This is a genomic window from Streptomyces sp. NPDC057565, from assembly GCF_042801455.1.
In the GTDB taxonomy this organism is placed as follows: Bacteria; Actinomycetota; Actinomycetes; order Streptomycetales; family Streptomycetaceae; genus Streptomyces; species Streptomyces yanii.
This window is the reverse complement of the sequence record NZ_JBHVFU010000008.1, coordinates 161685-175947: the sequence shown is the minus strand read 5'-3', so window position 1 is coordinate 175947 and position 14263 is coordinate 161685. Positions and strand designations below refer to the sequence as shown.

Below are 14263 nucleotides of genomic sequence, written 5' to 3'. Positions count from 1 at the left end.
CTCAGTCCGCCCTGCCACTTCCGTACGCCCAGTTTCTCCGGCGGACGCGTGAACCGGCCACCGCAGGTGCCGATGTATCGTCCGTCCAGGTCACATCCCTGACGGGCGTTCCCCGATACAACGGACAGCCGTCCCACTCCCTTCCCCCAGACGGGGGCGGACGGCGTCATGGTCGGTCGCCTTGTACGAGACCCTGGGCATCACGATCACGTACGACAACGCAACACCGACCGTAAGGTCGAGGTCCTCGCTCGTGTATCGCTACAGCAAGTGGGACGTTCACGAGATCCTTTGACCAGCCGCAACAGGGCTAATTGATGTTGAGGTTCCCGCGAGTCGCAAGATCACGCCCCGAGAGTATGCACACGCAATTATTTTGACGGGGTGCGCATACGCCCCTGCGGCGGCCCGTCCGCACAAGTGCCATGCAGATCCTCTCTCTGCGTCTCACAGCTCGCACAGGCAGCATGAGCTGGAGAAGCCCATGCCCGATTGCCCCTTGGCCAAGCTGAGCCGGTCGAACAGGTCAGCACGTGTCACCCTGTGTTACGTCGACCTCGTGACCGTAGGCAGTCGCACCCAAAGCATGTTGAGAAAACCGCGAACTGCCAGGCCGAGGAGTCTGACCTGGGCTGGCGGATCATTCGGTGAGGGCGGGGCTGAGCATGTGCGCGTCCATGCGGACCACGGTGGCTTCAAGTTCTCGGTAGGAGTGGGCTGTCGGTGATGCTCCAGATCCAGACGGCGTGTTTCGGTGCGTCGGCGCGTCTCGGATCGCTCGGGTGGTCTTGGCAATGTTGTCCGCTCCCAGCAGCCGCAGCCTGCCGATGGCCAGGTTCCACAAAGCGCCAATCGCCCGCGGCGCGCTGCCGGTGTCCCTAGTGCCCGCGCACGTATCCCTCCAGGTCAGCATAGTCGGCCTGGAGGGTATCGAGGCTGGTGACGGCGTAGACCATCTCCCGCATCTGCCGCTTGCCGTTCTCCTGGCGGCGGTGGATGCGCAAGACCGGACGTGCTTCCGAGAAGGCGATTCCGCCCAGGTTTGCCGCGATGGCCATGGTCTTGACCGAGCGGGACTCCCGCAGCCCGTGCCAGGTGGCGGAGGCGTTGTGTGCTGCAGTACCTGCGCCATGGCAGGGCCTCGATCGCGGCCGAACCCGGTCGGCTGGTTTACCTAAATCACCGCGATGTAGTGGGTTCCACTCCAGTTTGTCGAGGCGCTGCTGGTCGGCCTTGAGCGCGCGGGCGAAGCTCTCGAACAAGTTGCCAGGGTCGCTCTGCGCATGCTCGACGGCCTGCAGGACGATGACCCGCCGCTTCAGCGCAATGGCCAGGGCAGCGAGTTCGAGGTGGGTGCGGAACGTGCCGCCATGGTCGTCCACGCCGGGGAACGACTTGGTCAGCACGCCGATCTCGACGGCCTCGTCGTCAGCCAGCTTGTCGAGTGCGCTCTGCCACCGGGCAAGCAGGAACCGCTGGGCGTTTGCCGCATGGGCCGACCCTCATCTGGTCCTGCTGAGCCCCCCGGCATGCGTCTGGCGGACCTATGCGGTACGTCCCCCGGCCACACCGGAATCACGGTTCAGTGGTGGCGACCTGTCGGCGGTGCCCGGCCTCGTCGGTACCCCGACACCGCTCCGGACGGGCCCACCGGAGGCCCTCAGGAAGGTACTTGACAAAGTACGCCTCCCGTACCCCGAGTTGATCGGGCGCTTGTTCACGCCCGGCACGTGAGGGGCGGCACACCGACACCAGGAGACCACCGATGACGGCACCGTCAGCTGCCGAGCGCCTCGCCCGAGCGCGCTTCGCGGCCACGCCTCTGTTCGGCGCGGGCAGGCGCGACGATGGTGGGAGCCTGTCCGGGTGGCAGGAGGCTGTCCGCTCCGAGTACTTGGCAGCGCGCCAGTCCGTGGCGGTACCAGAGAGCGGCCGTCCACGCACACAGCAGCGCGTCGATGAGATCCTCCCGATGCTTGTAGTCAGCCGTCTTCTGGGGCGAGGGCTCAGTGATCAGCCGACGGGAGACCGGATGGGAAGAGAGCACGAGAGGCGGATCGGCCGTGGCCAGGCCCGCCATGCGTGCGATCAGCCTGTCGCACTCTGCCGCCCGTACGGCTCGCCACTGTGCGGTCGCAACCCGTGCCGGTCGACGCTTGTACGTGGGACGTTCCTCGCCGTAGCCCAGCTCGACCACTCCCACCAAGGTCGTGTACGGGTAGCACTCGGAGAAGACCTGGCCACCGGTTGGCGGCCCACCCCTGCCGTCGTCATAGGCCCAGCCCGACTCCTGAAGCCCTTCCCGCAGCAGCACTCCGGCCCGCCGGGGAGAGCTCTGGTTGGTGCTGTTCGCACTGACCTTCCAACGGCCGTACCGCTGGCCGACCTCCCGCTCGCACGGGCGCTGCCCAACCGGGTTGTCGACGACCAGGGGCGCGTCGACGAATGCCAGACTCGGTCCGGCGCCGGCCGTCCTGGCCAGCCACGACAGCGTCTCCTCGAGGCCACGGGTCCAGCCGCAATCGATCACTACGCCATACCTGTCGATGGCGGCCACGCCTGTCTCGTTGGGCTTGGTACGGGCTCCGCCCTGCGCCCAGGCGAGGTCGATGCCTATGAACCGTTCGATCCCCATGCAGCCGTAGTACCAGAGAATCGGCTATCGGCGCGGCGCGGTCTTCTTCTTTGCTGATCAACTCGCGAACCCCACGCCGAGAGATACAGGAACTGCTGGACGTTGCCCTCGGGCGAATCCCCTCCTGGTCTCGTGCTGCCTGAATCTACTGGTCCGTGTCCGACGCGTCTCCCAGGTGTGGGCTTGATCCGCTGAGGCCGGGTCGATCACGGACTCATAGACGCCTTGGGTCGAAGTGCGCGTGCTCTAAGGGGGGTTGGCGTGACCTGATTGCTTGAGTGCGTCACCTGAGACTCTCTGCTGCACAGGCATATGCGGAGTCAACCGGGGGCCTTGGGCGGGGGCGTCTGCGCTACCGAACAACCAGAGGGGAATGGTGGTGTCACACACCGCGCCGAAAGAGGGCGGTGGAAACGGGGGAACGGCCGAGAGGCCATCCGCTGCGTTCGAGCGGGCCGTTGCCGCCTACCTCCACGGAAATTTCGCGCTTGCCGTCAGTCACCTGCGGTTGCGGCAACGCGATGCCGAAGCCGGTCATGCGGTGATCGACGCGCGCCATGCTGCTTTGCGCGGGGCACTACCGGCTCGGGCAGGCAACTGGACGGAGTGCTGCGACTGGTGCATCAGGTCGCTGGCTCGTTCCGAAGTCGCCGGAGCATGGTTCGGACTCCAGCTCACCTGCACCGCCAGCCGGCAGGCCATGCGGGCCGAGATCGCCCCCGCCCCGAACGCCCAGCGCAACAACAAATCCCCACGATCTCAGCGAGACCGTGGGGAAATGGTTGGTTGGTGTCCGAGGGGGGACTTGAACCCCCACGCCCGATAAAGGGCACTAGCACCTCAAGCTAGCGCGTCTGCCATTCCGCCACCCGGACTAGGTGATCGGCCCCGGTCTCCCGCGGCGACAAAGAAAACAATACCAGGGGTTTGGGGTGCCTCTCACCTGCATATTCGGTGGTCAGTGGGGGTGGCGGGCGCACGGAAGCCGTTGGCCTGGCCCTGTGTACGGTCTGTCGTCGTTCGTGCACGTGCAGTACGTACGGCGGATCGCCGGGCGGCGTCCGGCTGCCGCGAAGACGGTCGGGCTAGCTTCGCCTGCATGAGTGATCGCGGCTATCGGCGGCCCCGTGCGCTGTCCCCCTTGCGTGAGCATCTGCGCGATACGTTCTGGTTCGCTCCGACGGTGGGCCTGCTGTGCGCCTTCGCCGTGTGGTGGGGCGTCTCGACGCTGGATACGGAGATCATTGCGCGACTCCAGGGCGAGCGGGCGTACGGCGAGGTCAGTGATCTGATCAAGTTCGCCGACGACGCCAGGACCATCGTCACCACCGTCAGCTCGGCGATGATGACGTTCATCGGTGTCGTCTTCAGCATCTCGCTGGTGGCCGTGCAGATGGCGAGCGGGCAGCTCACCCCGCGGGTGGTGCGGATCTTCTCCCGGAGCCGGATCAGCAAGCTCACTCTGACGGTGTTCCTGGCGACGTTCTCCTTCTCGTTGCTGGTTCTGACCTCGTACGAGAGTGAGACCGATCCGAAGCGGGTCACGTCCGTGCCGCTCGTGCAGAGCATGCTGACGTTGGCCATGGTCGGCCTGAGTCTGTTCCTGTTCATCGCGTATGTGAGCGCCACTCTGCGGCTCATGCAGGTGGGGCCTGTGGTCGATCGCATCACCCGTGAATCCGTGCGGATGCTCCGGCGGATGCCCGGTGGAGAGCGGGACGCGGTACCGCTTGCGGAGGAGAGTGCGCGCGTCCTGTACGAGGGGCGGGCGGGGGTGCTGCGGGATGTGCATGTGGCGCGGGTGGTGCGGGCCGCTCAGCGGCAGGGGGTGGTCCTGCGGCTGATCCCGCGGATCGGGGACTACGTGGTGCCCGGGACGCCGGTGCTGGCCGTTCATGGTGAGGGCGCACCGTCCCGGCGGGCCTTGCGATACGCACTCTCGGTGGGGGTCGAGCGCACGCTCCACCAGGACCTGGCGTTCGGGCTGCGTCAGCTGTCGGACATCGCGCTGCGGGCGCTGTCCCCAGCCGTGAACGATCCGACGACCGCCGTGCAGTGTCTGGACCGGATCGTGCAGTTGCTGGCTGCGGTCGTACGTCTGCCGCTCGGGCCGGTGCATCACCGGGACCGGGCGGGGGCGGTGCGCCTCGTGCAGGAGGGGCCGGAGTGGTCCGACTTGGTGGATCTCGCTTTCGAGGAGATCCGGTGGTGCGCGACGAGGAGTCCGCAGGTGTCGCGGCGGATGCTGGCCGGGATCGATGACCTGCTGGTGTTGGCGCCGGAGGATCGGAAAGGCGCGCTGTCCAGGCACCGTACGCTCCTGGTGAGGGCAGTGGAGCGCACGGTGCCTGACGTCGCCGAGCGGGAGTTCGCGCTCGTCCCCGATCGTCAGGGGATCGGGTGAGGCACGGGGTGTTCCCGGTGGTTGGTTCCCGGTGACTACGGCATCAGGTGGTAGTCCGGGAAGTTGCCCGGGAGCCGCTCTCCGGGCGGGCCGTCCGTCACTGCTCTGACCAGCAGTTCGCCACCCACGAAGGCGCCCCGCCAGGAGGCACCGAACCCGCCGAAGAGTTCCTCGCGGTCGCCGCGGGAGCGGGGTGTGCCGTGGCCGGTCTTGAATGCCCGGATCTGAGGGGCGAGGCGGGCGTACGTTGCCGGGTCGTCGGTCGACAAGGTGGCGACCAGGGCGCCGTTCGACGCGTTCATGGCTGCCAGGAGTTCCGCCTCCGTATCGACGAGGACGATCGTGTCGACCGGGCCGAACGGTTCCGCGTGATGAAGCGGCGACGACGGGGGCGGGTTGAGGAGGGTGACCGGGTGGAGGTACGCGCTGGTGTCCTGCCCCGGGAGGAAGTGGGCGTCGGCCGTCGATCCCCGGTGGAGCGGGACCGCGCCCCGGTCGATGGCCTCCGCGACCTGATCGGCCAACTCCTTGGCCTTGGCTGCGTTGATCAGCGGGCCGAAGTCGAGAGTGGGGAGCGGGTCGGTGGGGCTTGCGACTGCCAGGGGGTGGCCCGTGCGGAGGGAGCGGACGGCCGGGAGGTAGGCCGACAGGAACGCGTCGAACGCGCTGCGCTGGACCACGAAGCGGGGGTACGCGGTGCAGCGCTGCTTGCCGTAGTCGAAGAGCTTCGGGATGACGGCGGTCAGGGAGGGCCAGTCCGTGAAGTTCCAGATGCCCCAGGTGTTGAGGCCCTCCTGCTCGAGGATGTGCCGTTTGCCGAGGTCGGCGACTTCGGTGGCGATGCGGGCCCCGGTGTCCCGGCCGCCGACGAAGGAAACGCAGCCGATCTCGGCCGAGCGGACGAGGGGCGCGGAGAGTTCACTGCCGCTGCCGCTGACGAGGGTGAGCGGGATGCCCTCGCGGGCGGCGAGTGCGCAGGCCAGGGTGAGGCAGGCGACGCCGCCGTCGGTGGGGGTCTTGGCGATGACCGCGTTGCCGGCCAGGGCCTGGACGAGCATCGCGTGGACCAGCACGGACATGGGGTAGTTCCAGCTGGCGATGTTGGAGACCGGGCCCGGCAGCGGGGTGCGGTCGGCGAGGAGCCGGTCGATGTGGTCGACGTACCAGCGGACTCCGTCAATCGCGCGGTCCACGTCCGCCTGGGCGAGACGCCAGGGTTTGCCGATCTCCCAGACGAGGAGGAGGGCGAGGAGCTCACGGTGTTGGGTGAGCGCGTCGAGGGTGGCCGATACACGGGCGCGACGTTCGGGGAGTGGGATGTGGCGCCAGGCGCGGTGCTGGTCGAGGGAGGCCCGGACCGCCTGTTGGGCGGTGGGGGCGTCCAGACGGGGCGGGCCGGCGATGGGAGTGCCGTCCACGGGGCTGGTGGCAGGGAGGGGGTGGCCGTCCGGCTGCCAGGAAGCGGCCCAGAGGTTGAGGACGCGGTCGCCCCGGAACGCCTCGGGGGCGGTGGTGAGGCAGCGCTGCCAGGCGTCGGCCCAGGCGGTGCCCGGTTTGAGGGTGAGGGGTGGGGCGGGCGTGTTGTCGGGCGTGTGGGTGGGTGCCATGAAGGTCTCCGCTCTCGGTGCACAGTCGGGGCGGGAGGTGGGATGGCTCGCTCGTGCCGGACGGTAGTGAGTGGGGACGGGGGGTGGGGGTGACGTTGGCTCAGGGTGAGGGACGTCACGGTCACGTGGTGAGGGGTGAGGGGTCGGGGCGGACCGGGTGGAGGTCCGGGGGCGGGTGGTGGGGCGCCTGCTGCGGGCCTTTCCCCTACCCGTCCCTTCCCGAAAGCGGGGCTCCGCACCGGACTCGGCTGTCCTCAAGCTCGGGACGGGCTGGCTTTCGGGACTCCGCACCGGACCCTGCCCTCAAACGCCGGACGGGCTGGATGTGCCCGACGGGTTGGAACGTTCCCCCAGCTTCTCCCGCACCAACCGCGCCGTCTCCGTCGGTGTCGCGCCCACCGCGACCCCCGCCGCCTCCAGTGCCTTCTGCTTCGCCTCCGCCGTGCCCGACGAGCCCGAGACGATCGCACCCGCGTGGCCCATCGTCTTGCCCTCGGGGGCCGTGAAGCCCGCGATGTAGCCGATCACCGGCTTGCTGATGTGCTGTGCGATGTGTGCCGCCGCCCGTTCCTCCGCGTCGCCGCCGATCTCTCCGATGAGGACGATCAGCTCGGTGTCCGGGTCGTTCTCGAACGCGGTCAGACAGTCGATGTGCGTCGTGCCGATGACGGGGTCGCCGCCGATGCCCACCGCCGATGTGAAGCCGATGTCGCGCAGTTCGTGCATCAACTGGTACGTGAGCGTCCCGGACTTCGAGACGAGGCCGATCCGGCCCGGTCCGGGGGCGATGTCGGCCGGGATGATGCCCGCGTTGGACTGGCCGGGGGTGATCACCCCGGGGCAGTTGGGGCCGATGATGCGGGTGCCGCGGCTGCGGGCGTGGGCGTGGAAGGCGACGGCGTCGTGGACAGGGATGCCTTCGGTGATGACCACCGCCAGAGCAATCCCCGCGTCGACCGCTTCGATGACGGCCGCCTTGGCGAACGGTGGCGGTACGAAGACCACGGTGACGTCCGCTCCCGTGGCGTCCATTCCTTCGCGTACGGAGCCGAAGACGGGGATCCCGGCACCGTCGATGTCCACGCTCCGGCCTGCCTTGCGCGGGTTGACGCCGCCTACGATCCGGGTGCCCGCCGCCAGCATTCTGCGGGTGTGCTTCATGCCCTCGGCGCCGGTCATGCCCTGGACGAGGACCTTGCTCTCCTTGGTGAGATAGATGGCCATGTCACGTCTCCTTAGGCTGCGGCTGCCAGTTGGGCCGCTCGGCTCGCGGCGCCGTCCATCGTCGTGGACTGCTCGACCAGGGGGTGCGCGTGTGCGTCGAGGATCGCGCGGCCGCGGGCGGCGTTGTTGCCGTCGAGGCGGACGACGAGCGGTTTGGTCAGGCGTACGGACTGCAGCGCCCGGACGATTCCGTCGGCGACCGCGTCGCAGGAGGTGATGCCTCCGAAGACGTTGACGAAGACCGACTTCACTGCCGGGTCGGAGAGGATGACGGAGAGGCCGTCGGCCATGACGGCTGCCGAGGCGCCGCCACCGATGTCGAGGAAGTTGGCCGGGCGGGCTCCGCAGCCGGCGACGACGTCGAGGGTGGACATGACGAGTCCGGCGCCGTTGCCGATGATGCCGACCTCGCCGTCGAGTTTGACGTAGTTCAGGCCCTTGGCCGCGGCGGCCGCCTCCAGGGGGTTGCCGTGGGCGTCGTCTTCCGCACCCCAACGGGACTGGCGGAAGCGGGCGTTGTCGTCGAGGGTCACCTTGCCGTCGAGTGCGAGAATCCGTCCGTCCGTCGTCCGGACCAGCGGGTTGACCTCGACGAGCAGGGCGTCCTCCCTCGTGAGGACCTGCCAGAGGCGGTGGAGTACGGGGGCGGCATCGGGTGGTAGGGCTGCCGCTGCCGCGATCTCCGCGGCCTTCTTCTCAGTGACTCCTTCCACCGGGTCGACGGGGATGCGGGCCACTGCCTCCGGCCGGGTCGCGGCGACCTCCTCGATCTCCATGCCGCCCTCCGCCGAGGCGATGGCGAGAAAGGTGCCGTTCGTTCGGTCGAGTACGTAGCTGACGTAGAACTCCTCCTCGATGTCGACGGGCTGGGCGAGCATCACCGTACGTACCCGGTGCCCCTTGATGTCCATGCCGAGGATCTGGCGGGTGGTCAGTTCGGCCGCTGCCGGGTCGGCGGCGAGCTTCACTCCGCCCGCCTTGCCGCGGCCGCCGGTCTTGACCTGGGCCTTGACCACGACGCGACCGCCGAGCCTGCCCGCTGCCGCCTTCGCCTCGGCCGCACTCTCGATGACCTCTGCCTGCGGTACCGCTATGCCGTGTTCTGCGAAGAGTTGCCGTGCCTGGTGCTCGTACAGATCCATAGCCACTCCCGATCGTGCCGATTGTGAAAGTGCCGCACGCCCCCTGGACACCACCCACCGGATGCGGGATAACAAGCTTCATACAGTATTCGTCGACTGTATGCAATGTACCGCGGGGGGCACCGCAGTGGTTCCCGCACTCCCCTACGAAGGGACAGGATCGCCATGCCCGAGGACAGCCAGGAACTCATTTCCGGTGGGCACTTGGTCGCCAAGGCGCTGAAGGCCGAGGGGGTGGAACGCATCTACACCCTGTGCGGCGGCCACATCATCGACATCTACGACGGCTGCGTCGACGAGGGCATCGAAGTCGTCGACGTACGTCATGAGCAGGTCGCCGCGCACGCCGCCGACGGGTACGCACGGATCACCGGCAAACCCGGATGCGCCGTCGTCACCGCGGGGCCGGGGACCACCGACGCGGTGACGGGCGTCGCGAACGCGTTCCGCGCCGAGTCGCCCATGTTGCTGATCGGTGGTCAGGGAGCGCACAGCCAGCACAAGATGGGCTCGTTGCAGGATCTCCCGCACGTCGAGATGATGGCGCCCATCTCCAAGTTCGCCGCCACCGTGCCCGATACGGCCCGCGCCGCCGACATGGTGTCCATGGCCTTCCGCGAGTGCTACCACGGGGCTCCGGGACCCTCCTTCCTGGAGATACCGCGCGATGTACTGGACGCCAAGGTGCCGGTGTCGAAGGCTCGGGTACCGGAGGCCGGGCAGTACCGGGCCTCGACCCGTACGGCCGGTGACCCCGAAGCCGTCGAGAAGCTCGCCGACCTCCTCGTGCACGCCGAGAAGCCGGCGATCCTGTTGGGCAGTCAGGTGTGGACGACCCGCGCGACGGACTCCGCCATCGAGCTCGTGCGGACGCTCAATGTCCCCGCCTACATGAACGGGGCCGGGCGCGGCACCCTGCCGCCCGGCGATCCGCACCACTTCCAGCTGTCGCGGCGCTACGCCTTCTCCAACGCCGATCTGATCGTGATCGTGGGTACACCCTTCGACTTCCGCATGGGGTACGGCAAGCGGCTCTCCCCCCATGCCACGGTCGTGCAGATCGACCTCGACTACCGGACCGTCGGCAAGAACCGGGACATCGATCTCGGGATCGTCGGGGATGCGGGGATGGTCCTCAAGGCGGTCACGGAAGCAGCGAGCGGACGGCTGAACGGCGGCGCGGTCAAGCGCAAGGCCTGGCTGGAGGAGCTCCGAACCGCCGAACAGACCGCGATCGAGAAGCGGTTGCCCAGTCTGAAGTCGGATGCGTCGCCGATCCATCCGTACCGGCTGGTCAGCGAGATCAATGACTTCCTCACCGAGGACTCGATCTACATAGGGGACGGCGGCGACATCGTCACCTTCTCCGGTCAGGTCGTGCAGCCAAAGTCGCCCGGCCACTGGATGGACCCGGGACCGCTGGGCACGCTCGGCGTCGGAGTGCCGTTCGTGCTGGCGGCGAAGCAGGCCAGGCCCGACAAGGAGGTCGTGGCGCTGTTCGGTGACGGCGCGTTCTCCCTGACCGGCTGGGACTTCGAGACGCTGGTCCGCTACAACCTCCCCTTCGTCGGCATCGTCGGCAACAACTCCTCGATGAACCAGATCCGGTACGGCCAGAAGGCGAAGTACGGGGACGAGCGCGAGCGGGTCGGCAACACCCTCGGCGACGTCCACTACGACAAGTTCGCCCAGATGCTGGGGGGCTACGGCGAGGAGGTCCGCGACCCCGCCGACATCGCGCCGGCACTGCGGCGGGCCCGTGAGTCCGGTCTGCCGTCGCTGATCAACGTCTGGGTCGACCCCGACGCGTACGCCCCCGGAACCATGAACCAGACCATGTACAAGTAGCAGAGGAGCCGTTGGCATGACCAAAGCTCTTGAGGGCGTGCGCGTCCTCGACATGACGCACGTACAGTCCGGTCCCTCCGCCACCCAGCTGCTCGCCTGGCTTGGCGCGGACGTGGTGAAGCTCGAAGCGCCGAGCGGAGACATCACCCGCAAACAGCTGCGCGATCTGCCGGATGTCGACTCCCTCTACTTCACGATGCTCAACTGCAACAAGCGGAGCATCACGCTCAACACCAAGAGCGAGCGCGGCAAGGAGCTCCTCACCGAACTGATCCGCCGCAGCGATGTGATGGTGGAGAACTTCGGACCTGGCGCCGTCGACCGGATGGGGTTCACCTGGGAGCGGATCCAGGAGATCAATCCGCGGATCGTGTACGCCTCCATCAAGGGCTTCGGCGAGGGTCCGTACACCAACTTCAAGGCGTACGAGGTGGTCGCCCAGGCCATGGGCGGCTCCATGTCCACCACCGGCTTCGAGGACGGTCCGCCGCTCGCCACCGGTGCGCAGATCGGGGACTCCGGAACCGGAATCCACGCGGTTGCGGGCATCCTGGCCGCGCTGTTCCAGCGCGAGAACACCGGGCGGGGACAGCGCGTCAACGTCGCCATGCAGCATGCGGTGCTCAACCTCTGCCGGGTGAAGCTCCGCGACCAACAGCGGCTGACACACGGGCCGTTGGCGGAGTACCCGAACGAGGACTTCGGCGACGAGGTGCCGCGCAGCGGCAATGCGAGCGGCGGTGGGCAGCCCGGATGGGCGGTGAAGTGCGCGCCCGGTGGGCCCAACGACTATGTGTACGTCATTGTGCAGCCGGTGGGCTGGCAGCCGCTCGCCTCGCTCATCGGACGGCCGGAGCTGGTCGACGACCCCGAGTGGGCGACCCCCGAGGCCCGGCTGCCCAAGCTCGACAAGATGTTCCAGCTCATCGAGGAGTGGTCCTCGACGCTCCCCAAATGGGAAGTGCTGGAGCGGCTGAACGCACACAACATCCCGTGCGGCCCGATCCTCTCCACCCAGGAGATCATCGAGGACGAATCCCTGGTCGCCAACGAGATGGTCGTCCAGGTGGAGCACCCGGAGCGCGGCACGTTCACCACCGTCGGCTCCCCGCTGAAGCTCTCCGACTCCCCGGTGGATGTGGTCACGTCGCCACTGCTCGGTGAGCACAACGAAGAGGTGTATGTCGGTGAGCTGGGCCTCGGCGACGAGGAGCTGCGGCTGCTGAAGACGAACGGAGTCATCTGAGCATGGTCGAATCACAGGACCGGGAGACCGTACGGGTGTTGCTCGACTCGGTACGGGCCGCCGGACGCAATGCGCTCACCGCACCCGAGGGCAAGATCGTCGCCGATGCGTACGGGATCGCCGTGCCGGGCGAGGAGCTGGCGCAGGACGTCGAGGAGGCGGTGGCCGTCGCGGACCGGCTCGGCGGACCGGTCGTACTGAAGATCGTCTCCCCCGATGTGCTGCACAAGACGGATGCGGGCGCAGTCGTCGTCGGGGTGGAGGGGGCCTCGGCGGTCCGGGCAGCGTTCTGCCGGATCATCGAGAACGTGCGGGCGTACGCGCCCGACGCGCGGATCGACGGTGTCCAGGTGCAGCAGCTGGTACCCCCCGGCCAGGAGGTCATCGTCGGCGCGGTCACCGACCCGACGTTCGGGAAGGTCGTCGCCTTCGGGCTCGGTGGCGTGCTGGTGGAGGTGCTGAAGGACATCACCTTCCGTCTCGCTCCGGTCAGTGCGGACGAGGCGCAGTCGATGCTCGACTCGATCGGCGCCGCGGAGATCCTGCGCGGGGTGCGGGGTGCGCCGCCGGTGGACCGGTGGGCGCTGGCCGAGCAGATCCGGCGGGTCTCCCAACTGGTCACGGATTTCCCGGAGATCGCGGAGGTCGATCTCAATCCGGTCATCGCCGCTCCGGAAGGTGCGGTCGCGGCGGACATCCGGATCCTGCTGTCGACAGAAGTGGTGGGGCCCCGGCGTACGTACCCGCGCGAGGAGATCCTCGCGTCGATGCGCCGACTGATGGAGCCGCGCTCGGTCGCCGTGATCGGCGCCTCCAACGAGCCCGGAAAGATCGGCAACTCGGTGATGCGCAACCTCATCGACGGCGGATTCTCCGGGGAGATCCATCCGGTGAACCCCCGGGCCGATGACATTCTGGGCCGCAAGGCGTACAAGAGTGTCACCGACGTTCCCGGTGAGGTGGATGTGGCGGTCTTCGCGATCCCCGCCAAGTTCGTGGCATCGGCACTGGAAGAGGTGGGGCGCAAGGGGATTCCGAACGCGGTGCTCATCCCTTCCGGATTCGCCGAGACCGGTGAACAGGCCTTGCAGGACGAGATCGTGGCGATCGGCGAACGGTATGGCGTACGGCTGCTCGGGCCGAACATCTACGGCTACTACTCGACGTGGCAGGACCTCTGCGCCACCTTCTGCACCCCGTACGACGTGAAGGGCGGGGTGGCGCTGACGTCGCAGTCCGGCGGTATCGGCATGGCCATCCTCGGCTTCGCCCGTTCCACGAAGACCGGTGTGTCGGCGATCGTCGGGCTCGGCAACAAGTCGGACATCGACGAGGACGACCTGCTGACCTGGTTCGGCGAGGACCCCAACACCGACTGCATCGCGATGCACTTGGAGGATCTCAAGGACGGGCGCGCGTTCGTCGAGGCGGCGCGCGCGACCGTATCGAAGAAGCCGATCGTGGTTCTGAAGGCCGGCCGTACCAGCGCCGGTGCGAAGGCGGCGGGATCGCACACCGGTGCGCTGGCGGGCGACGACGCCGTGTACGACGACATCCTGCGCCAGGCGGGGGTGATCAGGGCCCCGGGGCTGAACGACATGCTGGAGTACGCGCGGGCGCTGCCCGTGCTGCCGACGCCGAAGGGCGACAACGTCGTCATCATCACGGGCGCCGGCGGTTCGGGTGTGCTGCTGTCGGACGCGATCGTCGACAACGGGCTCTCCCTCATGGAGATTCCGCCGGATCTGGACGCGGCGTTCAAGGCGTTCATTCCGCCGTTCGGTGCGGCGGGCAACCCGATCGACATCACGGGCGGCGAGCCGCCGTCGACGTACGAGGCAACGATCAGGCTCGGTCTGGAGGATCCGCGGATCCACTCGCTGGTCCTCGGCTACTGGCACACGATTGTCACTCCCCCGATGGTCTTCGCGGAGCTGACGGCCCGGGTGGTCGCAGAATTCCGCGAGCGCGGGATCGAGAAGCCCGTGGTGGCGTCCTTGGCCGGCGACACCGAGGTGGAGGAGGCGTGCCAGTACCTCTTCGAGCACGGCGTCGTCGCGTACCCGTACACGACGGAGAAGCCGGTGGCCGTACTGGGCGCCAAGTACCGATGGGCCCGTGCGGCAGGGCTTTTGGACGGTGATCGATGAACTGAGG

The 14263-nt window shown here is 68.0% G+C and carries 9 protein-coding genes, 1 tRNA gene and 1 pseudogene; 4 read left to right on the top strand and 7 right to left on the bottom strand.

From position 1 onward, the window contains the following. Positions 1-1202: 1202 nt before the first annotated feature. The 4 genes and pseudogenes from ACFU8W_RS18735 to ACFU8W_RS18720 all read right to left on the bottom strand — a co-directional run. A pseudogene (locus tag ACFU8W_RS18735) lies at positions 1203-1466 on the bottom strand (hypothetical protein); the annotation flags it as partial. A gap of 311 nt (positions 1467-1777) precedes the next feature. Beyond that, positions 1778-2635 carry a DUF429 domain-containing protein gene (locus ACFU8W_RS18730; RefSeq protein WP_384038183.1) on the bottom strand — a complete coding sequence of 286 codons (858 nt, stop codon included), beginning with the start codon at positions 2633-2635 and terminating at the stop codon, positions 1778-1780. A gap of 382 nt (positions 2636-3017) precedes the next feature. Further along, positions 3018-3194 carry a hypothetical protein gene (locus tag ACFU8W_RS18725; RefSeq protein ID WP_384038180.1) on the bottom strand — a complete coding sequence of 59 codons (177 nt, stop codon included), beginning with the start codon at positions 3192-3194 and terminating at the stop codon, positions 3018-3020. A 228-nt stretch (positions 3195-3422) separates the two neighbouring features. Then, positions 3423-3510, bottom strand: a tRNA-Leu gene (locus ACFU8W_RS18720). Between the two features lie 224 nt (positions 3511-3734). Between ACFU8W_RS18720 and ACFU8W_RS18715 the strand changes: the two genes are divergently transcribed. Then, the gene (locus tag ACFU8W_RS18715) at positions 3735-5039 is read left to right on the top strand and encodes a DUF2254 domain-containing protein (protein WP_384038178.1); all 1305 of its coding nucleotides are present in this window, start codon (positions 3735-3737) and stop codon (positions 5037-5039) included. Positions 5040-5074: 35 nt separating this feature from the next. On the opposite strand, the gene ACFU8W_RS18710 is transcribed toward ACFU8W_RS18715, so the two are convergent. The 3 genes from ACFU8W_RS18710 to sucC form a co-directional block, all read right to left on the bottom strand. Then, positions 5075-6646, bottom strand: coding sequence for an aldehyde dehydrogenase family protein (locus ACFU8W_RS18710; RefSeq protein ID WP_384038175.1), 1572 nt, complete (start codon positions 6644-6646; stop codon positions 5075-5077). 303 nt (positions 6647-6949) lie between these two features. Further along, positions 6950-7870 carry a succinate--CoA ligase subunit alpha gene (sucD, locus tag ACFU8W_RS18705; protein ID WP_384038172.1) on the bottom strand — a complete coding sequence of 307 codons (921 nt, stop codon included), beginning with the start codon at positions 7868-7870 and terminating at the stop codon, positions 6950-6952. An 11-nt stretch (positions 7871-7881) separates the two neighbouring features. Further along, complete coding sequence (gene sucC, locus ACFU8W_RS18700; protein ID WP_384038169.1) at positions 7882-9012, bottom strand: ADP-forming succinate--CoA ligase subunit beta; 1131 nt, start codon at positions 9010-9012, stop codon at positions 7882-7884. 165 nt (positions 9013-9177) lie between these two features. Between sucC and ACFU8W_RS18695 the strand changes: the two genes are divergently transcribed. Genes ACFU8W_RS18695 through ACFU8W_RS18685 form a run of 3 tightly spaced genes read left to right on the top strand, consistent with a single transcriptional unit; the run spans position 9178 to position 14256 of the window. Then, positions 9178-10860: a thiamine pyrophosphate-binding protein gene (locus ACFU8W_RS18695; protein WP_384038166.1), complete on the top strand. Its 1683-nt coding sequence runs from the start codon at positions 9178-9180 to the stop codon at positions 10858-10860. Between the two features lie 16 nt (positions 10861-10876). Continuing rightward, the gene (gene frc, locus ACFU8W_RS18690; protein WP_384038163.1) at positions 10877-12106 is read left to right on the top strand and encodes a formyl-CoA transferase; all 1230 of its coding nucleotides are present in this window, start codon (positions 10877-10879) and stop codon (positions 12104-12106) included. A 2-nt stretch (positions 12107-12108) separates the two neighbouring features. Next, the gene (locus ACFU8W_RS18685) at positions 12109-14256 is read left to right on the top strand and encodes an acetate--CoA ligase family protein (protein WP_384038157.1); all 2148 of its coding nucleotides are present in this window, start codon (positions 12109-12111) and stop codon (positions 14254-14256) included. Positions 14257-14263 lie beyond the last annotated feature (7 nt).